The organism is Pseudoalteromonas sp. Z9A5 (assembly GCF_011378875.1).
Lineage (GTDB): Bacteria > Pseudomonadota > Gammaproteobacteria > Enterobacterales > Alteromonadaceae > Pseudoalteromonas.
Window position 1 is genome coordinate 282,834 of sequence record NZ_WTLC01000001.1, and the last position, 25,507, is coordinate 308,340.

General features: G+C 37.6%; 23 protein-coding genes and 1 pseudogene. 12 read left to right on the forward strand and 12 right to left on the reverse strand.

Features of this window, described 5'->3' with window-relative positions; translation table 11 throughout:
* Positions 1-56 precede the first annotated feature (56 nt).
* The 5 genes and pseudogenes from GQR56_RS01325 to csrA all read left to right on the forward strand — a co-directional run bounded on the left by GQR56_RS01325 (position 57) and on the right by csrA (position 5,423).
* Positions 57-845, forward strand: a pseudogene (locus tag GQR56_RS01325) (BPSS1780 family membrane protein).
* Positions 845-1,297: a regulatory protein RecX gene (locus GQR56_RS01330; RefSeq protein ID WP_166108898.1), complete on the forward strand. Its 453-nt coding sequence runs from the start codon at positions 845-847 to the stop codon at positions 1,295-1,297. Before GQR56_RS01325 ends, GQR56_RS01330 begins: the two are co-directional and overlap by 1 nt.
* A 19-nt stretch (positions 1,298-1,316) precedes the next feature.
* Positions 1,317-3,917 (forward strand): alanine--tRNA ligase, encoded by a 2,601-nt coding sequence (gene alaS, locus GQR56_RS01335; protein WP_166108899.1) that lies wholly within the window; start codon positions 1,317-1,319, stop codon positions 3,915-3,917.
* A gap of 6 nt (positions 3,918-3,923) precedes the next feature.
* Positions 3,924-5,141 carry an aspartate kinase gene (locus GQR56_RS01340; protein ID WP_166108900.1) on the forward strand — a complete coding sequence of 406 codons (1,218 nt, stop codon included), beginning with the start codon at positions 3,924-3,926 and terminating at the stop codon, positions 5,139-5,141.
* Between the two features lie 90 nt (positions 5,142-5,231).
* The gene (gene csrA, locus GQR56_RS01345) at positions 5,232-5,423 is read left to right on the forward strand and encodes a carbon storage regulator CsrA (protein WP_004587515.1); all 192 of its coding nucleotides are present in this window, start codon (positions 5,232-5,234) and stop codon (positions 5,421-5,423) included.
* Positions 5,424-5,474: 51 nt separating this feature from the next.
* Here csrA and GQR56_RS01350 read toward each other — a convergent pair whose 3' ends face one another.
* The 3 genes from GQR56_RS01350 to GQR56_RS01360 form a co-directional block, all read right to left on the reverse strand.
* Positions 5,475-5,942 (reverse strand): YcxB family protein, encoded by a 468-nt coding sequence (locus GQR56_RS01350; RefSeq protein WP_024612199.1) that lies wholly within the window; start codon positions 5,940-5,942, stop codon positions 5,475-5,477.
* Between the two features lie 133 nt (positions 5,943-6,075).
* A complete protein-coding gene (locus tag GQR56_RS01355; RefSeq protein WP_024612200.1) occupies positions 6,076-6,267 on the reverse strand; it encodes a hypothetical protein in 192 nt (63 codons plus the stop codon).
* A 58-nt stretch (positions 6,268-6,325) separates the two neighbouring features.
* Complete coding sequence (locus tag GQR56_RS01360) at positions 6,326-6,499, reverse strand: DUF1328 family protein (protein ID WP_006794345.1); 174 nt, start codon at positions 6,497-6,499, stop codon at positions 6,326-6,328.
* Positions 6,500-7,019: 520 nt separating this feature from the next.
* Between GQR56_RS01360 and GQR56_RS01365 the strand changes: the two genes are divergently transcribed.
* The 5 genes from GQR56_RS01365 to GQR56_RS01385 all read left to right on the forward strand — a co-directional run bounded on the left by GQR56_RS01365 (position 7,020) and on the right by GQR56_RS01385 (position 11,498).
* Positions 7,020-7,262, forward strand: coding sequence for an OadG family transporter subunit (locus GQR56_RS01365; protein WP_007583814.1), 243 nt, complete (start codon positions 7,020-7,022; stop codon positions 7,260-7,262).
* Between the two features lie 11 nt (positions 7,263-7,273).
* Complete coding sequence (oadA, locus tag GQR56_RS01370) at positions 7,274-9,055, forward strand: sodium-extruding oxaloacetate decarboxylase subunit alpha (RefSeq protein ID WP_166108901.1); 1,782 nt, start codon at positions 7,274-7,276, stop codon at positions 9,053-9,055.
* Positions 9,056-9,068: 13 nt separating this feature from the next.
* On the forward strand, positions 9,069-10,199 hold the full coding sequence (locus GQR56_RS01375) for a sodium ion-translocating decarboxylase subunit beta (RefSeq protein ID WP_166108902.1): 1,131 nt from the start codon (positions 9,069-9,071) through the stop codon (positions 10,197-10,199).
* 140 nt (positions 10,200-10,339) lie between these two features.
* Positions 10,340-11,311 (forward strand): aldo/keto reductase, encoded by a 972-nt coding sequence (locus GQR56_RS01380; protein ID WP_166108903.1) that lies wholly within the window; start codon positions 10,340-10,342, stop codon positions 11,309-11,311.
* Between the two features lie 13 nt (positions 11,312-11,324).
* A complete protein-coding gene (locus tag GQR56_RS01385) occupies positions 11,325-11,498 on the forward strand; it encodes a hypothetical protein (protein WP_166108904.1) in 174 nt (57 codons plus the stop codon).
* Positions 11,499-11,611: 113 nt separating this feature from the next.
* Here GQR56_RS01385 and GQR56_RS01390 read toward each other — a convergent pair whose 3' ends face one another.
* Complete coding sequence (locus GQR56_RS01390) at positions 11,612-12,925, reverse strand: peptidoglycan DD-metalloendopeptidase family protein (RefSeq protein WP_024612203.1); 1,314 nt, start codon at positions 12,923-12,925, stop codon at positions 11,612-11,614.
* A 323-nt stretch (positions 12,926-13,248) separates the two neighbouring features.
* On the opposite strand from GQR56_RS01390, the gene tyrS reads away from it, so the two are divergent.
* Positions 13,249-14,448, forward strand: coding sequence for a tyrosine--tRNA ligase (gene tyrS, locus GQR56_RS01395; RefSeq protein ID WP_166108905.1), 1,200 nt, complete (start codon positions 13,249-13,251; stop codon positions 14,446-14,448).
* An 87-nt stretch (positions 14,449-14,535) separates the two neighbouring features.
* Here tyrS and ampE read toward each other — a convergent pair whose 3' ends face one another.
* From ampE to folE2, 4 genes are all read right to left on the reverse strand, one after another.
* Positions 14,536-15,480, reverse strand: a complete 945-nt coding sequence (gene ampE, locus GQR56_RS01400) for a regulatory signaling modulator protein AmpE (protein WP_166108906.1) — start codon at positions 15,478-15,480, stop codon at positions 14,536-14,538.
* A complete protein-coding gene (gene mtnN, locus GQR56_RS01405; protein WP_166108907.1) occupies positions 15,481-16,188 on the reverse strand; it encodes a 5'-methylthioadenosine/S-adenosylhomocysteine nucleosidase in 708 nt (235 codons plus the stop codon).
* A gap of 130 nt (positions 16,189-16,318) precedes the next feature.
* Positions 16,319-16,915, reverse strand: a complete 597-nt coding sequence (locus GQR56_RS01410; protein WP_024612207.1) for a DUF2726 domain-containing protein — start codon at positions 16,913-16,915, stop codon at positions 16,319-16,321.
* A gap of 114 nt (positions 16,916-17,029) precedes the next feature.
* On the reverse strand, positions 17,030-17,950 hold the full coding sequence (gene folE2, locus GQR56_RS01415) for a GTP cyclohydrolase FolE2 (RefSeq protein WP_024612208.1): 921 nt from the start codon (positions 17,948-17,950) through the stop codon (positions 17,030-17,032).
* 233 nt (positions 17,951-18,183) lie between these two features.
* On the opposite strand from folE2, the gene arcB reads away from it, so the two are divergent.
* Positions 18,184-20,502 carry an aerobic respiration two-component sensor histidine kinase ArcB gene (gene arcB / locus GQR56_RS01420; RefSeq protein ID WP_024612209.1) on the forward strand — a complete coding sequence of 773 codons (2,319 nt, stop codon included), beginning with the start codon at positions 18,184-18,186 and terminating at the stop codon, positions 20,500-20,502.
* Positions 20,503-20,519: 17 nt separating this feature from the next.
* Here arcB and arcA read toward each other — a convergent pair whose 3' ends face one another.
* From arcA to trmB, 4 genes are all read right to left on the reverse strand, one after another.
* Positions 20,520-21,236 (reverse strand): two-component system response regulator ArcA, encoded by a 717-nt coding sequence (gene arcA, locus GQR56_RS01425; RefSeq protein ID WP_024612210.1) that lies wholly within the window; start codon positions 21,234-21,236, stop codon positions 20,520-20,522.
* Between the two features lie 493 nt (positions 21,237-21,729).
* A complete protein-coding gene (locus tag GQR56_RS01430) occupies positions 21,730-23,334 on the reverse strand; it encodes a HAMP domain-containing sensor histidine kinase (protein WP_166108908.1) in 1,605 nt (534 codons plus the stop codon).
* Between the two features lie 299 nt (positions 23,335-23,633).
* Positions 23,634-24,659, reverse strand: a complete 1,026-nt coding sequence (locus GQR56_RS01435) for a methyltransferase (protein ID WP_024612212.1) — start codon at positions 24,657-24,659, stop codon at positions 23,634-23,636.
* Positions 24,660-24,718: 59 nt separating this feature from the next.
* Positions 24,719-25,444, reverse strand: a complete 726-nt coding sequence (gene trmB, locus GQR56_RS01440; protein ID WP_024612213.1) for a tRNA (guanosine(46)-N7)-methyltransferase TrmB — start codon at positions 25,442-25,444, stop codon at positions 24,719-24,721.
* Between the last annotated feature and the right edge of the window lie 63 nt (positions 25,445-25,507).

Here is a 25,507-nt window from a genome sequence, read left to right on the forward strand (position 1 = left end):
ATCCCACCCAGCGCCAAGTTATACTTGGCGTGTTTCGTTATAAATTAAGAGTAAGTATGTCTACACAATTACGCGTTTTTAAAGCCGATGCCGGGCTAAAGTGGTTTAAAGCAGGGTGGCTTATTTTTAAAACCCAACCAGCAACCTTTATTTTTATGCATTTGTTTATTGGTATTGTAGGACTACTGTCGTTATTTTTACCATTGCTGCAAGTAGTCGCAGCACTTGCTACGCCATTTTTAACCGCAGGGTTTTACCAAGCGGTACTTACAAAGCAGCAAGGCGGAAAAATTATGCTTGCTGATATTCTCAAGCCGTTTACGGCAAAAGGGAATCGCTTAGGACTATTACGTTTAGCGCTGTATCAAATGGGTGCGGGTATTTTAATGGCTTTGCTAGCAAATGGTTTATTTGCCGATGCAGTGGCTATTATGACCCAGCCAAATGTTGATCCTAATGTCGCCCTTGAGTAAATGGTTGAAAGTATTTCGGGTGCTAGCGTAATTTTATTTTTAATTGCGATGTCGATTTACTTTACGGCATTTGCTTATGCGGTTCCTCTTGTTTATTTTAATAAAGAGAAACGTATATTAAATGCGCTTAAAGACTCATTTATGGTGTTTTATTATAATATTTTACCACTGAGCGTTTACTGCGTTATTTGCGCAATATTTATGTCGCTTTCGATGTTCTTATCGTTCTTACCACTGTTGATTTTAATGCCGATTTGCTACATTAGCTTTTTTGTATCTTATCAAGCCATTTTTATGCCTGTTGTTCCACCAAGTGACGATAGTAATGTTAAACCTCTTAGCAGTGAAGAAAGCGGACGTTTTGACGCTTAATGGATGATAAGTTAAAGCAAAAACTAAAAAACTATGTACTTTGGCTACTAGGGCGCCAAGAATATTCGCGCCGTGAATTAACGCTAAAATTACAGCAAAAAGAAGCCACAGAAGAGTTTATTGAAACGCTGCTTGATTGGTGCGAAAAGCACAATTTTATTAACGAGCAGCGTTACTGTGAAGGCTTTGTAAGAAAACATATATTTAAATGCCACGGGCTTAAGCGAATACAAAGCGAAGCTATGGGCAAAGGGATTGATCGTTCGCTACTTGAAATGGTAGTCGAAGAGCTTGAAGTAGATTGGTTTGAGCTTGCGCAGGATGCGTACAATAAAAAATATTCAAATACACCGCCAGATCTCGAGTACAAAGACAAGGCCAAGCGCGTGCGCTACTTGATGTACCGAGGTTTTAGCTACGATGAAATTAATTTTGCAATGCAAGCACAGTAAATACAGGTGAGACTTTCAAATGCAGCACATGACTACCGCACAAATTAGGCAACAGTTTTTAGACTTTTTTGCCAGTAAACAACATCAAATAGTACCTTCTAGCTCGCTTATTCCGGGTAACGATGCCACGTTGTTATTTAATAACGCCGGCATGGTGCAATTTAAAGATGTATTTTTAGGCGCAGAAAGCCGCCCTTATACACGTGCGACAAGCTCGCAGCGCTGTGTACGTGCTGGTGGTAAGCATAACGATTTAGAAAACGTAGGCTACACTGCTCGCCACCATACATTTTTTGAAATGTTGGGTAACTTCAGCTTTGGTGATTACTTTAAGCAAGACGCGATTAAGTTTGCATGGGAGTTTTTAACTGAGGTAGTAAGCCTACCTCAAGAAAAACTTTTAGTAACTATTTATCACGATGACGAAGAAGCGTTTGGTTACTGGGCTAACGAAATTGGTTTGCCAGAGGATCGTATTATTCGTATTGCGACTTCAGATAACTTTTGGTCTATGGGCGATACTGGTCCGTGTGGTCCTTGCTCTGAAATATTTTATGACCATGGCGAGCATATTTGGGGCGGACCTCCTGGTTCACCTGAAGAAGATGGTGACCGTTTTATCGAAATTTGGAACCTTGTATTTATGCAGTACAACCGTCAAAGCGACGGTACAATGGAACCATTACCTAAGCAGTCTGTTGATACGGGCATGGGTCTTGAACGTATTTCTGCTATTTTGCAGGGCGTGCATTCAAACTACGAAATCGACTTATTTCAAGGCTTAATTGCCGCTGCTGCAAGTGTTACAAATGCACAAGACATGGACGACAAGTCGCTACGCGTAGTGGCGGATCATATTCGTTCGTGTGCGTTTTTAATCTCAGACGGTGTTATGCCATCTAACGAAGGCCGCGGTTATGTATTACGCCGTATTATTCGTCGTGCTGTGCGCCACGGTAACAAGTTAGGTGCACAAGGTTCGTTTTTCTATAAATTAGTTGCTGCGCTAATTGAGCAAATGGGTCAAGCGTACCCAGAGCTTGCTAAGCAACAAGAAATTATCGAAAAAGTATTACGCATTGAAGAAGAACAGTTTGGTAAAACACTTGAACGTGGCTTAGCTATTTTAGAAGAAAGCTTAAGTGACCTTAAAGGCGATATTATACCAGGCGACTTAGTATTTAAACTTTACGATACGTACGGTTTCCCAGCTGATTTAACGGCCGATGTTGCGCGTGAGCGCCAGATGACGATTGATCATCAGGGCTTTGAAGAATGCATGGCTGTACAACGTAAAACAGCGCAGCAAGCAGGTAAATTTGGCGCTGATTACAATGACCAATTAAAATCTGATAAACACACTGACTTTAAAGGTTACGACAGCACACATTACAGCGCGACCGTTATTGAAATTTTTGCCGGTGGCGAAGCTGTACAATTATTAGAAGATGGTCAACAAGGTATTGTAGTACTAGACCGCACACCGTTTTACGCTGAATCAGGTGGTCAAACGGGTGATACTGGTACTATTACGGTTGCTGGTGGCGAATTTAATGTTACTAATACAACTAAGCTTGGTAATGCTTTTGCTCATCACGGTACTGTACAAGGTCGTATTGGTGTTAACGATAAAGTTGACGCAACTATTGATGATACGCGCCGCGATAGTATTAAGAAAAACCACACAGCTACGCATATTTTACACGAAGCATTACGCCAGTTATTGGGCGACCATGTAGGTCAAAAAGGCTCACTTGTTCAACCTGATCGTTTACGTTTTGACTTTTCGCATTTTGAAGCGGTTACAAAAGATGAATTACGTGAAATTGAGCGTGTAGTTAATGACGAAATTCGTCGTAACTTTGCACTTAATACTGAGCTTATGGCTATTGATGATGCTAAAGCGAAAGGTGCTATGGCGTTGTTTGGCGAAAAGTACGATGACGAAGTACGTGTAGTAACCATTGGCGACTACTCTATTGAGCTTTGTGGTGGTACTCACGTTGAGCGCGCAGGCGATATTGGTTTATTCAAAATTGTATCTGAAAGCGGTATTGCCGCTGGCGTTCGCCGTATTGAAGCCGTAACAGGCGCAGATGCAGTTGCTTATGTTAGCGAGCAAGAGCAACAATTACATGATGTAGCTGCTTTAGTTAAAGGCGATAGCGCATCGGTACTTGAAAAAGTAACTGCGTTACTTGAAAAGTCTAAAGGTCTTGAAAAGCAAATTGCGCAACTTAACGATAAGTTAGCAAGTGCAGCGGGTGCGTCTTTACTTGACTCAGTAGTAGAAATTAACGGCGTTAAGCTACTTGTAGCAAACGTTGAAGGTACTGAATCTAAAGCGCTTCGCGGTATGGTTGACGACCTTAAAAACAAAATTGGCTCAGGTGTTATTGCACTGGGTGTTGCCAGTGGCGACAAAGTAAGCCTAATTGCCGGTGTAACTAAAGACTTAACAGGCAAAGTAAAAGCCGGTGAGTTAGTTAACCATATGGCAGGTCAAGTAGGTGGTAAAGGTGGCGGTCGTCCAGATATGGCACAAGCTGGTGGTAGTGAGCCACAAAACCTTGTTGCTGCACTAGATAGCGTAACAGCTTGGTTAACTGAGCGTACTTAAGTTTAAGTGGCACTCATTGTTCAAAAGTTCGGTGGCACTTCGGTTGGCTCAATAGAGCGAATTGAAGCAGTCGCCGACCTTGTTGTTAAAACCAGACAACAAGGACATCAAGTGGTTGTAGTGCTTTCGGCTATGTCGGGAGAAACCAACCGCTTAATTAATCTCGCCAAGCAAATCGATACTCGCCCGAGTAACCGTGAACTAGATGTACTAATTAGCACCGGAGAACAGGTTTCTATTTCTCTATTGGCTATGGCTATTATTAAACGTGGGCATTCAGCTGTAAGCCTATTAGCCGATCAAGTAAATATTCTTACCGACAACATGTTTGGTAAAGCCCGCATAGAAGATGTTGCTGCAACACGTTTAAAGCATGAACTTGAACATAATCGCATTGCTATTATTGCAGGATTTCAGGGGCGTGATGTAGAAGGTAACATTACAACGCTTGGACGCGGTGGTACTGATACATCGGCTGTAGAAATTGCAGCAGCTATAAAAGCTGACGAGTGCCAGATCTACACAGACGTTGACGGCGTATATACTACAGACCCTCGTGTTGAACCTAATGCAAGACGATTAAGCCAGGTTACATTTGCTGAAATGTTAGAGCTGGCAAGTTTAGGGGCAAAAGTTTTGCATATTCGTTCAGTAGAAGCTGCAGGAAAGCATAATATGCCACTTAGGGTACTTTCTAGTTTTAGTCCTGACGATGGCACGTTAATAAGTTTTGAGGAAAGCGATATGCCAAGCAATGTAGTATCAGGAATTGCATTTAATCGTGATGAATGTTTAATTGAAGTAAAAGGTGTGCCAAGTGGTACACAATATATTGCAAAAATTTTGAAACTTTTTGCCGAAAATGGCATCGAAATAGATATGATTAATCAAGTTAATCATAACTTTGAAAAAATAGACTATGCTTTCACTGTGCACCTGAACGATTATCTGCAAGCGCTTGACTTAGTAACTGAGCAAAAAGCTCAGTTAAGTGCTCAACATGTTAGTGGATCAACAACGGTGGCAAAAGTGTCTGCCGTTGGTATGGGTATGAAATCGCATTCTGGTGTCGCTAGTTTATTTTTTGATGCATTAGCGCAAGAAAATATTAACGTAGTTTTGGTTTCTACTTCAGAGATTAAAATTTCAGTTTTGATAGACGAAAAGTACCTAGAGTTGGCAGTTCGTGCATTACATAAGGCATTTTTAACAGAAAATAGATAGTTTGGGAGTTTTTACTTACTTTTCAGTCTAATTTTCATTAAAATGTTTAGCGGAATCTTATAATTTTTACTAGAACATTGGAGCAATAGAATGCTAATACTAACTCGACGAGTAGGTGAAACCCTAATGATTGGTGACGAAGTAACCGTTACTGTTTTAGGCGTAAAAGGAAATCAAGTTCGAATCGGTGTTAATGCACCAAAAGACGTATCAGTGCATCGTGAAGAGATTTATATGCGTATACAAGCTGAAAAGTCTAACCCTAATCCGGGCAATGCTTAATCAACAAGTATAAATAACTGAGTAATTTACTGAGTTATATCAAAAAACCACTCATTGAGTGGTTTTTTTGTTTATAAAAGCGAGTGTTTCTGGACTAAGTATTTGTTTTGAAATGTACTGCATACCACTTTTATTTTTAATAATAATACCTTGCTGCGTATTTATTACTTCGCTTATGTCTTGCCATGTTAATTGAAAGCTTTTGTAATGATTAGCAGACTTAATACCGTCTTCATCAAAAGTAAGTGTTACCTCAGAGCCAGATGCTCTGCTAAGCATTTGCCTAGTTACCCACCAAGGTCTGCGATAGTAAAAAGCGACGCACTCAAGTACACCCAGCATGATCATAAAAGATCCTAAGTAATGATCGTTTAAACCATAAATGCCAAATAAACCAAGCGCAACGAGTAGTACAAGTAAAAAGTACTTAGGTTTTGCGCGCTTACTGTAAGGGAGTGACTCATCAAAGCACTCGTAAAAGTAGGGTTTATCAAGTGTGTAGGTTGTTGTAAATGCCATATTGCCTTACTTTAGGTATCGTTTTTTTTATTTTAACAAGCTAATCTCTAAATGAGCAGCTTTATAGTCAGTGATTTTATTACAGGCACAAAAAAACGGCCCGAAAGCCGTTTTTTTAGCGATACCAGAAGAATTAACAGTTAGTTTCTTCAGCGTTTACGCCTTCTTTAACATTTTCACACGTGTCTTCTACTTTATTTTGCACGTCTGTTACTGCTTCATCAATACGCTCACCTGCATCTTCTGCATGGTTGTCTTCACAACCCATGATGAAAAAACTTGCGAATAGACCGATTAGTGCTGCTTTTACAGTTGTTGAATTCATAATGTGATTCCTTGTAAGTGTTTATTAAATTTCAGTGTTTGTTAGTTGAATGCTTTATCTACCTGGGTGATTTACCACGTAGTGCACCTGAAACTAATGAGATCACTAAAAGTACTATAAAGATAAAAAATATAATTTTTGCTATACCAGCTGCGGCACCTGCGATGCCACCAAAACCTAACACTGCAGCGATTAAAGCAATAACTAAAAATGTAATTGTCCAGCGTAACATTGTTTTCTCCTTGGTTTATCAAATTTGCTCAAATTTATTAATGCGAGTTACATGCCATATTTTATTTTTCTTTTATATCAATTGCTTATTCGTTTTAACTGTGTTTTAAGTTAGTGGCTAGTTAGTAACTTTTACGCTTTGTTATGTAAGTTATTCACACTGTTGCAAATTATTGGTAAATATTCATTGAGAATAATATTCTTGGTAAGACCAATTAACAATTGATGTGTGTTTTTATGTTTATTTTGAAGTTTGACGTTTATTTTAATTAAGCTGAATAGTTAATTAACAACTTCCATATAACTAATAGCTATAGTCGTTATTTCTTGTATGTATTGTAGAGCGCATGATTGCTGGGTTATGGCATGTAAATTAGTTGAGTGTTATGTTGTTTATAGTTTAATTGGTTTTACCAATTTACAAGATGTAGACAAAGCGACTAGTTTTGTTATTATTCAGTGAATAAATATTTAATTAAATCGATTTTTTATTTTCGATATGGGTTTCAAGGGGGAGAAAAATGGATATAGGTGCTCTACTCACAACGGCTGGTAGCTTAATGCTAACTGGTATGGTTGGGGTGTTTGTATTTCTGTCGATATTAATTGGTGCAGTAACGCTTATGTCTAATTTGGTGACGCGCTATAGCGAACCAGAGGCATCACCAGCTAAATCACCGTCTTTTAAATCTCAAGGTGTGCCAAATGAGCACATCGCTGCTATTAGTGCTGCCATTGCTCAGTACAAATCAAATAATAAATAAGGGGCACACACATGGCTAAATTAAAATTAACAGAATTGGTATTACGCGATGCGCACCAATCATTACTCGCAACACGTATGCGCCTAGACGATATGCTACCTATTGCTAGCAAGTTAGACGATGCAGGTTATTGGTCTATTGAATCGTGGGGTGGTGCTACATTCGATTCGTGTATTCGTTATTTAGGCGAAGATCCTTGGGAGCGTATTCGTGCGCTTAAAAAAGCGATGCCTAATACTAAACAGCAAATGCTATTACGCGGTCAAAACCTATTAGGTTACCGCCATTACGCTGATGACGTAGTTGAAAAATTTGTAGAACGCGCACATAAAAATGGCGTTGACGTATTTCGTATATTCGATGCAATGAACGATGTGCGTAACCTAGAAACAGCGATTAAAGCGGCTATAAAAGTAGGCGCACATGCTCAAGGTACTATTTCGTATACTGTAAGCCCTGTTCATACACTTGATATGTGGTTAACTCTTGCTAAGCAATTAGAAGATTTAGGCTGTCACTCAATTTGTATTAAAGATATGGCGGGTTTATTAAAGCCGTACGATGCTGAAAAACTAATTAAAGCACTTAAAGAAACAGTATCGGTTCCTATTGCTATGCAGTGCCACGCTACAACAGGTTTAAGTACTGCGACTTATCAAAAAGCGATTGATGCAGGCATTGATATGCTTGATACCGCTATTTCATCTATGAGTATGACTTACGGACACACCGCAACTGAAACGATTGTATCGATAGTTGAAGGTACCGAGCGCGATACTGACCTTGATTTAAACCACCTAGAAGAAATTGCGGCTTACTTTAGAGATGTACGTAAAAAATATGCGGCATTTGAAGGTAGCTTAAAAGGGGTTGATGGTCGTATTTTACTAGCTCAAGTACCTGGTGGCATGCTTACAAACATGGAAAACCAACTTAAAGAGCAAGGCGCGGCAGATAAGCTTAATGAGGTTTTACTTGAGATCCCACGTGTACGTGAAGATCTTGGCTTTTTACCTTTAGTAACACCCACGTCGCAAATTGTAGGTACTCAAGCAGTACTTAACGTGCTAACCGGTGAGCGTTATAAAACAATCACTAAAGAAACTGCTGGTGTATTAAAAGGTGAATATGGCTTAACACCAGCACCAATGAATAAAGAGCTACAAGAGCGTGTACTTGATGGAGCAGAGGTTATTACTTGTCGCCCTGCAGATAACATTGCACCAGAGCTTGCAACGCTTGAAGCTGAATTATTAAAAGAAGCGCAAGAGCAAGGTTTAACACTTGCTGATGAGCAAATTGATGACGTACTAACTTATGCATTATTTCCACAAGTTGGTTTGAAGTTTATTAAAAATCGTAATAACCCTGATGCATTTGAGCCTATTCCTACTGTTGAAGATAAGAGCAATAAGATAGCACCAAAATCAGGCTCAAATAATAGTAGCGTTAAAGCTGAGCAATACAGCGTAAAAGTAGACGGTAAAGTTTACGACGTAGTTGTAGCGCAAGGTGGTGAACTCAAAGAAGTAACTTTAAAGGATTCTGAGCACATTCCTCAGTCTGCATCGGTTGCATCGGGCGAAACACTTAATGCACCTTTAGCAGGTAATATTTTTAAAATTAAAGTAAAAGCTGGGCAAGTTGTTAACGAAGGTGATGTAGTGATTATTATGGAAGCCATGAAAATGGAAACTGAAATACGCGCAATGCATACCGGAACAGTTGCTGAAGTGTTAGTTGGTGAAGGCGATGCTGTATCTACTGGCGACGCTATGATTGCATTAGCTTAGGAGTAAATAGAGGATGGAAGGTATTTTAAACCTCTGGAATGCTACTGGCATTGCTAACTTTACAATCCCATCGTTAATAATGATTGCGGTAGGGTGTTTATTACTGTTTTTAGCGATAGTTAAAGGCTTTGAACCACTATTACTATTACCTATTGGTTTTGGTGCAATTTTAACAAATGTACCTGTGGCAGGATTGTCAGACCCAGGTGGGCTTTTGTATTACGTTTATTATGTGGGTATTGATACGGGGATTTTTCCGCTGCTGATATTTATGGGAGTAGGGGCGCTGACTGACTTTAGCGCACTTATTGCAAACCCACGTATGTTGCTATTAGGTGCGGCTGCACAATTTGGTATTTTTGCTACACTGTTTGGCGCTATATTACTTAATTATGTGCCAGGCTTTGAGTTTACCCTACAGGATGCATCGGCTATTGCCATTATTGGTGGTGCAGATGGACCTACTGCAATATTTTTAGCATCCAAACTGGCACCCGATTTACTTGGTGCAATAGCGGTAGCTGCATACTCATATATGGCACTTGTGCCAATTATTCAGCCGCCAATTATGCGTGCATTAACAACCCCAGAAGAACGTAAAATAAAGATGCCAGAGCTTCGTAAAGTATCTAAAAAGGAAAAGATTATTTTCCCTCTTATGGTACTGAGTTTAACGGCTATGTTTTTACCGGCTGCTATACCGCTTGTAGGTATGTTTTGTTTAGGTAACTTAATGCGAGAGTCGGGTGTTGTAGATAGATTAAGTAACAGTGCTCAAAACGAAATCATCAACGTTACAACTATATTTTTAGGTTTAGCTGTAGGTTCAAAGCTTGCTGCAGATAAGTTTTTAACTGTTGAGACGATTGGTATTTTAGTACTTGGCGCACTTGCGTTTGCAATTGGTACGGCATCGGGCGTATTTATGGCAAAAGGGCTTAATCGCATATCTAAAACACCTATAAACCCATTAATTGGTGCGGCGGGTGTGTCTGCTGTGCCAATGGCGGCACGAGTAGTAAATAAAGTAGGCCTTGAAAGCAATCCTCATAACTTTTTACTTATGCATGCAATGGGACCAAATGTTGCGGGCGTTCTTGGTAGTGCCGTAGCCGCAGGTATTTTATTAGCACTTGTTGGCTAATAATTAACTTGGTAATTAATAAATGATTTAGCGCAGTTTACTGCGCTTTTTTTTGCTTTTTATTTCCATCGCTTAATGGTTTCTTGTTTAGTACTTTTTGTTTACAGTAACAACTCTTCGCAATTTTAAGGATAGTCATAATGCTTCATAGACCTTTGGCAAAATATTTACCAAATGTTAGTAAACTAGTATTTGGTTGCATGGGGTTAGGCGGCGGTTGGAATAAAGACGCTATTAATAGCTCGCATATTAAGCAAGCACACGACTGTATAGATCATGCTATTGAAGGCGGTATTAACTTTTTTGATCACGCTGATATTTATACATTTGGCAAAGCCGAACAAGTATTTGGTAAAGCATTAAGTGAGCGACCAGATCTTAGAGAGCATATGTATATTCAATCTAAGTGCGGAATTAAATTTGAAGATGAGCATGGTCCAAAGCGTTATGATTTTTCGGCTGACTGGATTGAGCAATCAGTGGAGGCGTCTCTAAAGCGGTTAAATACAGAGTACTTAGATATACTTATGCTGCACAGACCTGATCCGCTAATGGAAGTAGAAGAAATAGCTCAAGTATTTAGCTGCTTAAAAGAAAGCGGTAAAGTACGTCACTTTGCAGTGTCTAATATGCAGCAACATCAAATGAACTTTTTACAGCACGCACTTGATATGCCAATAGTCGCTAATCAAATTGAAGCGAGCTTACAAAAACATCAGTTTGTTGATGAAGGTGTTTATGCTGGAAATGTAGATGGCAAAAATATTAACTTTACATCAGGTAGTATTGAGTATTGTCGCCACTTTGATATTCAAATTCAAAGCTGGGGGAGTTTATGCCAAGGGCTTTATACTGGTAGTGATTTATCTAATGCGTCGCAGGCAGATATAAACACCAGCCTTTTAGTTAATAAGCTGGCTGCGCTTTATGGCACCTCTGCTGAAGCTATTGTAATTGCTTGGTTGCTTCGCCATCCAGCTTCTATTCAACCAATTATAGGAACGACTAATGCTAAGCGCATTAAAGCCTCTTGTGATGCTGTTAACGTAGAGCTAACTCGTGAGCATTGGTATGCACTTTATGTAAGCGCTAAAGGCCATGAATTACCATAAGTAGGGCATTGATATGAATATATTTGTTATTTTAATAAGCTTGTTTGTAGCACTGGTTATACTTATACCGTTACTTGAAAAGTATCAAAGTAAAATAGGGCTTGATGGGGCAGCTAAATATAGTAAATATATTTGGCCCTTAGTGATGGTGTCTTTAGTGATTCAGCTTATCTATGTACTGTATTAACCCATATAAATTATTTAAGCTTATGGGTATTAATAAAGTAGCTAAATAATATATACAAAAAAGCCTTTGCAGATTAACTCCGCAAAGGCTTTTTTATTTTTTATAAGTGAGTTTTACTTAAGTGCTAATTGTAGCTCACGATTACGTTCAAGCTGAGCAATAAAGTTATCAGCAATTGGCTTAAACTTAGCAAGTTCTGAGCGCGGTAATGGCTCTGACTTAGGTAGTTTTACTGTTTTAGGGTTGCGATGAACGCCATTTACTAAAAATTCGTAGTGTAAATGTGCGCCTGTAACTCTACCCGTAGATCCTACAGTACCAATTTGTTGGCCTTGTTTAACTTTTTGACCTGTTTTAACTAGCTTTTTATTTAGGTGCAAGTACTTAGTTACATACTGCGTACCATGGCTGATAAATACATAGTTGCCATTATATTTACTGTAACCTGCTTTAATTACTTTACCATTTCCCGATGCAACAACTGGTGTGCCTGTACGAGCTGCAAAATCGATACCACGGTGAGCTCTAACTTGTCCTGTAACTGGGTGTAAACGTTTAGGATTAAAGCTTGAGCTTATATATTTAAAATTAACTGGGGCGCGTAAAAACGCTTTTTTCATACTACGGCCTTCAGGAGTATAAAAACTACCATCTGTATGGCGAATAGCAGCAAAGCGTTGACCTTGGTTAATAAATTCAGCGGCAATAATTTTGCCAGTGCCAATAAATTCACCATCTACGTAATGAGATTCGTAAATTAAACCAAACTGATCACCTTTACGAATGTCGTTCGCAAAATCTACATCCCAGCCAAATATATCAGCAAAGTTCATTATTTGGCGTTCGCTTAAACCAGCTGATATAGCTGAGGTCCAAAAATTACTAGAAATTTCGCCACCGGCTGTTTTAGTCAGAGTTTCAATTTCTTTGCTATCAATGGCTGTATCGTAATTACCTTCATCATTTAAGGTAACAAATAAGGTGTCAGTTTTAGATATCACATAACGCAGCTGAGCGAGATCGCCATTTTCAGCGGTTGCAAAACTTAATACTTCACCTGGATGAATTTTGGTGAGTTTGCGCGTTTCTGCATTAGTGTTAACTAGTTTATAGAGCGTTTGTGCCGAAAATCCAGCACGTTTAAAGATAATAGCTAAATTGTCACCATTCTTAACTTGGTGATCGACTAGGTCGTATTCTGGTAGCTTTTCTGCCGCTTGTTCTGAATTTAACTCGGTAAGTTTTTCGTTGTTATCAACTTTAACTTGTAAATCATAGCGCTTACCAATTTCTAGTGCGTTAACACTATTATCTTTGGATGCAGTCGCTTTTTCAGAAGGAAGAAAGGTCAAAGCAGTAATAGCAGAAACCAGACCTAAAATAAGCAATTTGTGTTTTTTGGGGAGCGTGTTAACCACGTGTACCATAAAGTGCCTTTTCCTGCTGTCAACATAATAAATACATAATATCTCAGGATATAACGAATAATGTACGAATACCAGTGTTTTGTAGATTTAAACTGGCGTCAAATTGCGCTAAAATTAGGGTTTGAAAGCCTTTTTTAACTGCATATTAAACTGAGACTGTACTCTTTTTATTAAGTTGCATTAATCGTTTAAAAATTTATTTAAATTAGGTAAAAATTTGTTATGTTAGCAATATATATAAATTCGGTTTAAACCTTTTTAAACCGTGATTGCGCAAGTAACTAGTCGCCCCCTTCGTCGGCAGAATTTTGGAGTAATACACAGTGGATTTACAAACCGCTCTAGCAGAGATAAAACGCGGTGCAGAAGAAATATTAATTGAAGACGAATTAGTTGAAAAACTAAAGTCGGGTAAAAAGCTAAAAATTAAGGCTGGTTTTGATCCAACAGCACCTGATTTACACTTAGGTCACACTGTACTAATTAATAAAATGAAAACGTTTCAAGACCTAGGACATGAGGTTATTTTCTTAATTGGTGACTTTACCGGAATGATTGGTGACCCTACAGGAAAAAACGTAACGCGTAAGCCACTTACTCGCGAAGACGTACTTGCCAATGCTGAAACGTATAAAGAGCAAGTTTTTAAAATTCTTGATCCGGCTAAAACTACAGTTGCCTTTAACTCTACCTGGATGGAAAAGTTAGGCGCTGCGGGTATGATCAAATTAGCAGCAAATCAAACTGTAGCTAGAATGCTAGAGCGTGATGACTTTAAAAAGCGTTACGGTAGCGGTCAGCCAATTGCAATACATGAATTTTTATATCCATTAGTACAAGGGTGGGATTCTGTTGCACTTGAGTCTGATGTTGAGCTTGGTGGTACTGATCAGCGTTTTAATTTACTTATGGGGCGTGAGCTGCAAAAAGTAGAAGGTCAGAAACCGCAAACAGTATTAATGATGCCATTGCTTGAAGGGACTGACGGCGTTCAAAAAATGTCTAAGTCGCTTGGTAACTACATTGGTATTACTGATGCACCGAACGATATGTTTGGTAAAATAATGTCTATTAGTGATGTACTAATGTGGCGTTACTATGACTTGTTAAGTGCACTTTCAATTGAAGAGATTGCAGCTCAAAAAGAGCGTGTTGAGCAAGGTACTAATCCACGCGATATTAAAATTGAACTAGCTAAAGAGTTAATTACTCGTTTTCATAATGCACAAGATGCACAAGCCGCTCATGACGATTTTATTCAACGCTTTCAGAAAAAAGCGTTACCAGATGAAATCCCAGAAGTGACTGTAACGATTGATCAAGACACTATATTAATTGCTAACTTACTTAAAGAAGCAAATTTAGTGGCAAGTACGTCAGAAGCTATGCGCATGATTAAGCAAGGTGCAGTTAAACTTAACGGCGAAGATAAAATTACAGACACCAAACTTGAAGTAGCAAAAGGTACAACGGCTATTTACCAAGTAGGTAAACGTAAGTTTGCAAACATTACCATTGCTTAATACCGCAGGTAATAAACAAAAACCAGCTTAGGCTGGTTTTTTTGTGTTTGTATTTTAGAGGGGTAAATAATTTTTAGAAAATAGGCACTAAACCACTTTTAATATTTCAACAGCCACAATGACTAATAGCCAAAATGCACGAGCTTGATTTAATCTGTTAATTATTACGGGTACATCGTCAGCAGTGGGAAGCCTATCAGTACCAATACGCATTTTATTAAAGCGTGCACCAAAATAGACTGCGGGTCCGCCTAGTTGTACACCAAGTGATGCTGAGCATGCACTTAGTAGCCAACCAGTATTTTTTTGATAAAAGTGCCTGCCATAATGCTTTATGTAATGCATGCTTTGTTTGGTTGCTTTACTTGCTGCAATAGTCAGGGCAAGTAAGCGCATAGGAATAAGCTCTATAACAAAAAGAATTATTTTCAATGGTTTTAAAAAAGGGCTATTAGGTGCTATTTCATTTCGCCATGCTTGCTGGATTAAAGTTAGTAATCTATAGGCAAGTGCAGCAATAGGACCCAATATTAAAAATATAAATATAACGACAAAATAGTAACGTGCGGTTCGCAGTATTAAACTCTCTATTAACGCTTTAATAATTCCTGGAGCTGAAAGCTTACTCACATCACGCGCGAGTAAAGGCTTTAATAATTCGCGAGCTGTAGATTTTTGATTTTGCTTAGTTAGTTTTGCAATACGCAGTGCTTTTTTATCAATACTTTTACTCTCTAAACATAAGTATAAAATAAGCCCCGCAAGTAGTTCAGGGTAAAAAGCAAATTCTAATAGTAGAATAATAATAGTGAGGATAACGCTTAAAATAAGTGTGCTTGCCAACAATGAGGATAAGTACTGATAGCTATTGGGTTCTTTGCTTTTATATATTCGTTTGCCAATTGCATTAAAAACAGCAACCAAAGCGGTATTAGGATGATACCAACTTACTAATGGTAAAAAGCGCTCAGCAAGGAGCGCTATAATAAATACAATAAAGTCCAAATGATTTTGAACAATATTGCTTAGCATTTACAGCTTAACTGCTGTTAGCTTTTCAAGCAGTGCGACAACCATTTTAGATGAGTTGATTGATGCCGTTTCTAGGTACTCTTCAAATGATTGTGGTGACTCTTTACCAGCAATATCAGACATAGAGCGAATAACAACAAATGGTGTATTAAGTGCAAAACATGTTTGCGCGATAGATGCGCCTTCCATTTCAACAGCAAGCATTGTTGGGAAATCGCTACGTGCTTTATCAATACGTACAGGGTCACACATAAATGTATCGCCAGTACAAATTAAGCCAACTAAGGTTTTTACTTCACTAATTTGTGCAATTGTTTGCTGCGCGGCTTCAACCAATTTAGGGTGAGCAATAAAAGCAGGTGGCATTTGTGGTACTTGACCTATTTCATAACCAAATGCTGTTACATCTACATCGTGGTGACGAACTTCTGACGAAATTACTACATCGCCTACGCTTAGCGATGGGTCAAACCCACCGGCAGAGCCAGTGTTAATAACAGAATCAGGCTTAAAGTTATCGATAAGTAGTGTGGTAGCAATAGTTGAAGCTACTTTACCAATACCAGATTGAACGAGTGTTACTGTATTACCAGCAAGTTCGCCAGTATAAAAAGTAAAACCTGCTTTTGTTAAAATTTGTGGGTTTTGCATTGCTTCACGTAAAATTTTAACTTCTGGCTCCATTGCGCCAATAATACCAACGTTCATAGTTTTAAATTCCTGAGTTTGAATAAATTTATTATACGTGAAGTTAGTAATAAAAAACAAAAAAGCGAGCCGTTTTATGCAGCTCGCTTTGAATACTTTTAGGAGAGTATTTAATTAGGAAACAAAATTGTTAAATTTCAGCTAGGGCAGTTGTATGTGCTTTAGCTTGAGATGGTGAAAGTACGGCCGGTTTGTTTACGCGATTTCGAGCTGGGCGTTGTGCTTGCGAAGGTGCAGGCTTACCAAGTTTAAACATAATGGCATCGCGTACTTCTGAAGGACGGTATCCTGATTTTACTTTCATACGAATATGTGGAATACCCGCAGCTTCTAAAGCACCATTAACAAACCAATCTCGTTGTGCTTTATGTCCATCTTTGTTGGCGTTGTTAACTAAATCAACAGCAGCCACAATCGTCATTTTTTCTTTATCGATTAACACAAAATCAAGTTGTTTGTTTTTTGCTTTAGCAATTGCTGCGCGTTTAGATTTAGGAGATAAGCCTTCTTTACAGTCAATTACATCAATTAGCTTTACACGGCTAACAATTTTATATTGATCGCCTACAGCGCGTTCTAATAAGTTTAAAAAAGCACTTTCTACTTGTGTAAATACGCTTTGTTTACGCGTAAAAGGATAAGGGTTTCCGCCGTCATCATTAAATTTTGACGCAACAATTGATGCACCTACGACTAATACTAAGATTGATAATAAAGCAAATTCCATACGATAACTCCATAACAACAAATTGACACTGCTTGAGTTAAGCAATTTATATGCCTAAACACAGGTGGTTATGAAATTATTATCGTATGGTTTATTTAAAGGTATTTTTACCTATTATGCTTTGTAACCGTTAGTAATTCCTTTAACGGCAATTGCAACTGCATCATGGGCGTGTAGCGACTCATAATGGTTTATTTGCAACCAATAGTCTGCATATTTGTCACGCTCTAAAATTGCCTTTATTTTTCTGGCTGCATCTTCGCAAAACATTAAATTTTGACCATTTAAGCGAGCAAACTCTTGTTCATCTTCGCGCTTTACAGCCGCTTGTACCGGTGTTTTAAGTTCATCTTCAAGAGTATTAATTAAGCTAACAACATCGAATTCATTAATATCGTTATCAAGTTTTACTTTTACATTCGCAATTGAGCGTTGAGAGTGAGGTGTTGCTACAATTCCTTGTGTTGTGCCAAGCCACTCGTGTACATCTTTTTGACTTAATGTTTCTTGATTAAACTTTTCGCTAAATGCATTTTGTATAAGCTGGCGCGCAAGTGCCGCAGAGCATGGGCAAGTTGATGAATAAGTAACATCAACACTCAGCTCATAACTAATAATATTATGCTCAATAGTACTCGTTAATATAATAGGGTAGCTTTTCCAACCTACTTTGCCGCTTAATAGTGATTTACGGCGCAGTGGCAGCTCAAACTTAAACTCAATTTGTGCTTTATCGCTCAAGTTTTCATGGCTGGCAATAAAAGAGTTTAGAGTGCCCGCTAATGTTTGTGGATTAACATGTTGCTCGGTTGATAGCGTATCTAGTGCCAAGTATAAGCGTGACATATGAATGCCTTTAGCATCTTCTTTGTGTAAATTAACAAAGGCGCGGGCTTTAGCATTAACAGTAACTGGGGATGTATCACGCGATTCAAAAATAAATGGCAACTCAATTTCAGCCATGCCAACCCAGTCTAATTTACCTGTTTGTAAGGCGGGTGCCGTGTCGGCTATATCGGGCATGTTGATTTGCATGGTATGTTACTCGTTATTGGCAATGATAATGCGCCGCATTTTACACGAAATAATCACTAGCTGAAACGAGGACTTTTACCTGCGTTTACTTTCAAACATGAATTTTTTCTATTTTTATCACACAACATGAAAATAGCTAATAGAAAAATGCTAAAATCTGGCAAAATAGTATGTTTAGTAATTTGTACTGCCTCATTTATATTTAAGCACACAGCTAAGAGATAAACTTAACTATGACCGATTATTCTTTGAGCCCTTGGGTTCGAGTTCTTTCCAGCCTAATAACTCGATTTGGTGAGTTTAAAACTGCCGCTATTTGTTATGCGTTATTGCTAACCGCATCCCTTATTTTATCAAGCATGTTTTATTATGTTGCAGTAGGTGAAATTCATTTAGTTGATATTTTAGCTGTGATATTTTTTACAGCAGTGGTTTCTCCATTAATTATAAGCGTATTATTAAATTCAATTCGTCAATTAGATGCCTCATACGCTTATCTTGATAGCGCAACAAAACAAGAAAAGTTATTAAACCAAACACTTAAAGATAATATCAACCGTTTAAATATGGAGATAGATGAGCGTAAAATGGCATTTCATGCTAAACATCGCGCCATTGAAGAGTTACGTAAAGAAATTGCTGAACGTAAAAAAACACAACAAGAACTTGCACAGCAAGGTATGTTACTGCGCTCTACTGTCGACTCATCCCCCGACTTATTTTATTACCGCGATAATAATGGTGTGTTTGCTGGTTGTAATAAAATGTTTGAAGAAGTTATGGGTAAAACCAGTGCTGAACTTATTGGTAAAACGGCGGAGCAAATTTTTCCAAGCGAATTTTTATCTGATGTACTCGAAAGTGATAAAAAAGTAGAGCAGACTCATCAAGGTATTACTATCGACGTTGGTTATGACGTAGATGGTGAAAAGCGTTGGTTTGAGTTACGTAAATTACCTTTTATTAATGATGAAGGTGAATACATAGGCTTACTTGGCTTTGGACGTGACATTACTAGTCGTAAAGAAGCTGCCCAAGCACTCGAAACTGCCTATAAAGATAAAGGTAAGTTTATTGCAACTCTTAGCCATGAATTGCGCACACCGTTAAATGGTATTGTTGGTTTAACGCGAATGCTGCTTGATACCGAATTAAACAAGCAGCAACGTAGTTGGGGTAATACTATTTTTTCGAGTGCTGAAACATTAGGTAATATTTTCAACGATATTATCGATCTTGATAAAATAGATAGAGATCAGCTCGATATAGCGACTAACCCTATTAATGTATCTGACTTTATTAATGATGTTGTTAACTTTGCAGGTCTGATTGCAGAGCAAAAAGAATTAGAGTTTAATATTGAACGTGATGGTGTGCTTGATGTTTACGCTCAACTCGACCCGACTCGTTTACGCCAAGTGGTTTGGAACCTTATTAATAACGCTGTTAAGTTTACTCAAAATGGCCAAGTTAAACTTGTTTGTAGTCGCGAAAATCGTGTTGAAGGTCCTTGGCTAATAATGAAGGTATCGGATACTGGACAAGGTATTCCACAAGAACAACTTCCACGTATATTCGATATGTACTATAAAGCACCTGATTTAAAAGGAACCAATGCAATAGGTTCAGGAATCGGCTTGTCAGTAACTAAAGCATTAGTTAGTGCAATGAAAGGGGTTATTACGGTAGATAGCAAGGAAGGCGAGGGAAGCTGCTTCACTGTGCAAATTCCACTAAACTTATGTATAGCTCCAACAGAACAAAGCTATGTTGGTCGTGGCTTGTATATTTTATTAGTTGAGGATGTTCCGCTTAATGCTGAGATTGCAACTAACTTACTAGAGCAACGTGGACACGAAGTGTTATGGGCTGAAACGGGTGAAGACGCACTCTCTTTTGTAGAAACTGAAGATGATTTAGATTTAGTCTTACTCGATATGCAATTGCCTGATATAAACGGCGATGAAGTGGCAAGACAAATTAGGGCTGATAGTCACTTTGATAAACTTCCAATAGTTGCACTTACTGCAAACGTGCGAAGCGCCGAAGAAGATCTTAAAGGTATATCCATACAAGGTGCGCTGGCTAAACCAATCAATACAGTAAAACTAGATAAAATGTTAGCCGACCTATTCGATATCAAAAAAGTTGAATGTGATAAACCACAATTAAAAGTGAGCGAAGAAGCACTTGTTGGAATTAACGCACATTTACTCGATGTTGAAACAATAGAAGACTTTGTTAATTCAATGGGCTTAGTTGTATTTAGGCGCAGCAGCCAATTATTTGAAAAGCTAAATCCGCAATATCAACAAGAGTTACTTACTTCATTAAATACAGGCGATAGAGAAGAGTATAAGTCTGTTGCGCATAAGCTTAAAGGAGCTGCAGGTTCTGTAGGCTTAAATGATGTGCAATTACATGCAAAAGTAATGGAGTATGGTGCTATTGATGAAACAGATGAAGTACTAAATGAGTGGTTGGAAGTATTAGCGGATAAAATAAATGAAGGACAAGAAGCCCTTCATTTATTTTTACAACAATTAGAGTAACGTAACGTTATTCTAATTTAGCTGTCGATTTTACCAATGAAGCGGTAACCTTCACCATGAATGGTGCTGATTAACTCAGACGTTGAGTTATCGCTTTCAAAGTGTTTACGAATACGGCGTATAGTAACATCAACAGTACGGTCGTTTGCACGAAGCTCACGCCCTGTCATATGTTTGATTAGTTGCTCACGGCTAAAAATACGACCTGGAGAATCAAGCATTAAACGCAATGCTCTATATTCACCTTTAGGCAAACGCTTAGCATCACCACTTGGAGAAGTAAGGCAACGACTATTTTCGTCTAATTCCCAACCATTAAACGTAATAACACCATTTGTTTCTAATATTGACTCTTCACCACCTAAAGCAGTACGAGTAATTAGATTGCGAGCTCGAATAGTTAGCTCACGTGGGTTAAACGGTTTAGTGATGTAATCATCTGCACCGATTTCAAGACCTAAAATACGATCAACGTCGTTATCACGACCGGTTAAGAAAATAAGGCCTACTTTACGCTTTTGGCGTAATTCACGGGCTAAAATAAGACCGTTTTTACCTGGAAGATTGATGTCCATAACTACAAGATTGACGTCATCGTTATTTGTAAGCTTGTCATGCATATCATCGCCATCAATGGCTTCAATAACTTTGTAACCTTCAGCTTCAAATAAACTAACGAGGTTTAGTCGAGTTACGTCTTCATCCTCTACGATCAGAATGACTGGCGTTTGCATTATTAATTAACCTTTTTGGATTGTTTTACGTACAAAAAAATCGACGTTATTCAATAAAATCGATTACTAGAGATTATAAGATTATATCCAATTGTTAACAAGAAAAACAATTTGGATAAAAATAAAACAGTAGAGGAATCCAAAGTCTACCTAAAAAGGGCTGTGCAAAAGCTACTGTTTAATTGATATATTTACGGATGTAATTATTTGAACTACGAAGTCGAAGCCATTTCCTTTAAAAATTGATACATCGATCAATCAGGTAAAGGTGCTTAAAATAATCAGACTAATTCAAATCGAAATTATATCATTTTTTAACCTTTCATCAATGTATGTGATATCGCAAAGATAATAAAGTTCATAAATTGCTAAGTATTAATTATTTAATGTAATTAAATAACATTACAAGTTTTATCACATGCCTTCTTAATGAGGTCATAAAATGTTAATTCAAGTATAAACTTAAAGTTTATACTTATTTAATGATATTTATTCAAGGTATTGTAATTATAAAGCGTGCACCGTGTTTTTCTTCTAAATCAAACAGAATTCGTCCGCCTAAAGCCTGAGTCACTAAATTATAGACAAGGTGCATACCAAGACCGCTTGCGCCTTGCCCTCTTTTAGAGGTTACGAAAGGATCAAAAATTCGATGTTTAACATTTTTATCCACGCCTTGACCATTATCACTGTAAATAATTGTTAATTTTTTATCCGTTAGTTCAACATCAATTTTAATTTCATTATTTTCAGTGCCAATAAAGCCATGCACAACAGAGTTGATTAGTAACTGCTGAAATACTTGCTGCAAAGGGTCTGACTTACTTTGCACTAATAAGTCTGTAGGACAGTTAACGGTTACTATCGGTTTTTTAGTAATAAGCTCTGATTGCACTGATGTTAAAACGTCACTAATGAGTTTATGAAGATTAATGCTTTTCTTAATTCCATCATCTTGAATAACGGCTACCTTTTTAAAGTTAGCAATTAAATCGGCAGCGCGGTTTAAGTTACGATAAATCAAATCTAAATTCTCGATGCCTTCATCTATAAATCGTTTTAATTGATTAGAGGTTAGGTTTTGATCGTTAAAGCTTATTTGAATATCAGCTAACTTATCCCTTAGTAATGTAGAGCCTGTAATCCCAAGTCCAATTGGTGTATTAACTTCGTGAGCAACACCGGCCACCATTTGCCCTAAAGATGCCATTTTTTCGTTTTCAACAATTTGAGTCTGATATTGATGCATTCGCTCTAAGGTCGACAGCAGTTCTTGATTGGCTTCTCTGAGTGCGATTGTGCGTTGATTTACTTTTTCTTCAAGGCTCTGGTTTAGCTGTTTTATTTCTTCTTTGTCTTTTTCGTGACGAGTAAGCTGTTTTTGAGTCCGGGCAAGCATTATATTTAGGCTATTTGAAAGTACCGTAATTTCTTTCACATTTGTTATAGGTGCACGCGCATCATAGTTATGATTTTTTGATACGTCTTGCAATAACATGCTCAAATGCTCAATAGGTTTTGCTATTCTTTTTTGTGTTTTTACAGCAATAAAATATACAACAACCAGTATTAATAAAGTTAGTAGCATATCAATTAATATTTTATGTTTTATATAAATATCAAGGCTTTCAAGGCTGCCTCGCATGTAAACATAGCCAATTAATTTTTCATTGTGAGAAATAGGGCGTATAAGCTCAATATATTCATTTGTTATACGTGGCTCAGCTAAATCATTAACACTGTCTATTCGAAGAGGAACAGGGGGCGTTTTTTTTGCATTAAAACTAATAAAAAATACCGGCTTCTGTGATGTTTTTTCAATTGTGTAAATATGAATGTTTTTTATAAGGGGAATTTTATCAAATGACTTTAGGCGTTTTTCTTCGGTTTTTCTATCATCATCCGCAACAGATTTTCCAGCATCAAAAGCAACAATTTCAGAAAGAATAACAAGCTTATTAATTATTAATTGTTTTTGTTCTTTAACGCTTAAGTATGTAGAAATAGAAATAGATAACGACAGGCAAATAGCAGTTATGAGCATAATTAAATTTATTAATGCTTTACGAATGCTACTTTGATGTACTTTTTTAGGCATTATGTCATCGTCGCCTGAGTTATTTTCAATGTTCGAGAGTTTTAGTTTAGCAAAGACAAGAGAAAGTGGAGGAAAAAAACTAAATTAATCTTTATATTTTTCATCAGCTAGGGTGAGTACCTTAAATACTCACCTAATAATCAAAGTTGTTAGATTAAAATTCATTTAAACTAACTAGAGTGTTATTGGCTCAGGGCTCTAAAATAGTATTTTTGCGTATCGGTGTAGTTTGGTATCTATATACTGTAATGATTAATTTATAGATATAACGACACTAATTTATCGCCGCTAATTTTTATTTAACTGCTATATACAGCAAATTTATTATTTTTGAACACGGTTTGGTAATTATCAAATTGTGTTTCTAAAATTGGCGGGTATTTTAAGAAGCTATTTGCCACAATATTCAGTTTACCTAATTTAGTTAGATGCTGTTTAGCATTTGATAAAAACGCTTCAGCTACCGTGTAATCAGTAGAGATACCCGTATGAAATGGTGGGTTACTAATTATTAAATCAAACTTTCCAGTAATGCTGTTAAGACCATCACTTAATATAGCTTCACCTTTGATGCTATTGAGCTTTAAAGTTTGCTCAGTGGCGTAGGTAGCTAAAGCACTTACATCACTGCACAGAAAATCTAGTGCTGGATTTTTTAATCCTAAAAATGTAGCAATTAAGCCTGCACCACATCCAAAGTCGAGTACTTTACCTTGATTAAGTGTCGGTGCGTTTTCAAGCAGCACTTTTGTGCCTATGTCTAAACCACCGTGATTAAATACACCAGGTACACTAATAGCTGTAAATTCTGTGTCTGCAACTGTTACTAAAAATTGCTTATGGTACTCAGTAATATCAAAGCTAGAGCGCTGTTTTATTTCAGAAAAAGAGTAAAGAACACAATGCCTTGCTGAATCAATTTTATTACTATAAACCGTTTTTCCTGCTAATTGTTTTTCAATCGATTTAACACCACTTTTATTTTCACCAACAACAAGTAATTTAGCATCTGGTGTAATAATGGCTCGAATATTATCAAGCGCCATTAGCAGTTCAGGCTTTGATTTAGGGTAATAAAGAATAACTAAATCATAGTCATTACCTGTCATTATGTGATTTACACATATCTCAACATCTTTAGTGTTTTTAGCAAAAACGCCATTAGCGTGGTTGTAACTAAATGCGGTTACTTTACTTTGTGGATTAAGTTTTTTAAGTTCGGTTAAAAAGCCATCCTGAGCAAAGTTGACCACCAAGATAGATTTCCCCGTTAGTTCCTCGCTATTTCGAAGTAACAGTGAACTTGGGTTGGTTAATATGCTCATAAATGACTTTGCCTTACAGTTTTTTTAGTATTATTGATAAATTAAATAACAGTATTAAGTTATTTAGTACGTTCAAACATTAAATCCCATACGCCATGACCTAAACGATGGCCGCGTTGCTCAAATTTAGTGAGCGGACGCAAATCAGGGCGTGGAACATAGTCGTTCGTTTCAGATTGGTTTTTAAAACCAGGCGCTGCCTGCATTACTTCAAGCATATGCTCTGCGTAGTTTTCCCAATCAGTAGCCATATGAAAAACACCGCCCATTTTTAATTGCGAACGTAATTTTTCAACAAAATCGCCTTGTACAATACGACGTTTGTGATGGCGTTTTTTGTGCCAAGGATCTGGGAAAAATAATTGTAATGTTGTTAAGCTTTCTTCAGCAATACAATCGGCAAGTACTTCAACTGCATCGTGCTCAAAAATACGTAGATTAGTAATGCCAGCTTCGTCAGCATCCATTAAACAAGCACCAACACCAGGACGATGTACTTCAATGCCTATAAAGTTTAGATGTGGTGCATTTTTTGCCATCTCTACAAGTGACTTGCCCATACCAAAGCCAATTTCAAGCACTACATCATTGTTGTTGCCAAAAACCTCACTTAAATTAAGCATGCCGTTTTTATGCTCTAAGCCCATAGTTGGCCAGCATTTTTCAATTGCAGCAGCTTGACCTTTGGTCAATCGACCTTCGCGTTTTACAAAACTGCGAATAGTGCGGATGTATTTACCTTCTTGCTTAGCTTGCTCAAGATTACTGTTGGTTGATTCACTCATATTATTGGCCTGACAAAAACAATGTGTTTAAAAATGGTTGAGTATTATCCCTGACCAGCGCAC

Coding starts and splice junctions, on each gene's coding strand:
- GQR56_RS01330 (WP_166108898.1), top strand. CDS start 845: ATGGATGATAAGTTAAAGCAAAAACTAAAAAACTATGTACTTTGGCTA.
- alaS (WP_166108899.1), top strand. CDS start 1,317: ATGCAGCACATGACTACCGCACAAATTAGGCAACAGTTTTTAGACTTT.
- csrA (WP_004587515.1), top strand. CDS start 5,232: ATGCTAATACTAACTCGACGAGTAGGTGAAACCCTAATGATTGGTGAC.
- GQR56_RS01350 (WP_024612199.1), bottom strand. CDS start 5,942: ATGGCATTTACAACAACCTACACACTTGATAAACCCTACTTTTACGAG.
- GQR56_RS01355 (WP_024612200.1), bottom strand. CDS start 6,267: ATGAATTCAACAACTGTAAAAGCAGCACTAATCGGTCTATTCGCAAGT.
- GQR56_RS01360 (WP_006794345.1), bottom strand. CDS start 6,499: ATGTTACGCTGGACAATTACATTTTTAGTTATTGCTTTAATCGCTGCA.
- GQR56_RS01365 (WP_007583814.1), top strand. CDS start 7,020: ATGGATATAGGTGCTCTACTCACAACGGCTGGTAGCTTAATGCTAACT.
- oadA (WP_166108901.1), top strand. CDS start 7,274: ATGGCTAAATTAAAATTAACAGAATTGGTATTACGCGATGCGCACCAA.
- GQR56_RS01375 (WP_166108902.1), top strand. CDS start 9,069: ATGGAAGGTATTTTAAACCTCTGGAATGCTACTGGCATTGCTAACTTT.
- GQR56_RS01380 (WP_166108903.1), top strand. CDS start 10,340: ATGCTTCATAGACCTTTGGCAAAATATTTACCAAATGTTAGTAAACTA.
- GQR56_RS01385 (WP_166108904.1), top strand. CDS start 11,325: ATGAATATATTTGTTATTTTAATAAGCTTGTTTGTAGCACTGGTTATA.
- GQR56_RS01390 (WP_024612203.1), bottom strand. CDS start 12,925: ATGGTACACGTGGTTAACACGCTCCCCAAAAAACACAAATTGCTTATT.
- ampE (WP_166108906.1), bottom strand. CDS start 15,480: ATGCTAAGCAATATTGTTCAAAATCATTTGGACTTTATTGTATTTATT.
- mtnN (WP_166108907.1), bottom strand. CDS start 16,188: ATGAACGTTGGTATTATTGGCGCAATGGAGCCAGAAGTTAAAATTTTA.
- GQR56_RS01410 (WP_024612207.1), bottom strand. CDS start 16,915: ATGGAATTTGCTTTATTATCAATCTTAGTATTAGTCGTAGGTGCATCA.
- folE2 (WP_024612208.1), bottom strand. CDS start 17,950: ATGCAAATCAACATGCCCGATATAGCCGACACGGCACCCGCCTTACAA.
- arcB (WP_024612209.1), top strand. CDS start 18,184: ATGACCGATTATTCTTTGAGCCCTTGGGTTCGAGTTCTTTCCAGCCTA.
- arcA (WP_024612210.1), bottom strand. CDS start 21,236: ATGCAAACGCCAGTCATTCTGATCGTAGAGGATGAAGACGTAACTCGA.
- GQR56_RS01430 (WP_166108908.1), bottom strand. CDS start 23,334: ATGCCTAAAAAAGTACATCAAAGTAGCATTCGTAAAGCATTAATAAAT.
- GQR56_RS01435 (WP_024612212.1), bottom strand. CDS start 24,659: ATGAGCATATTAACCAACCCAAGTTCACTGTTACTTCGAAATAGCGAG.
- trmB (WP_024612213.1), bottom strand. CDS start 25,444: ATGAGTGAATCAACCAACAGTAATCTTGAGCAAGCTAAGCAAGAAGGT.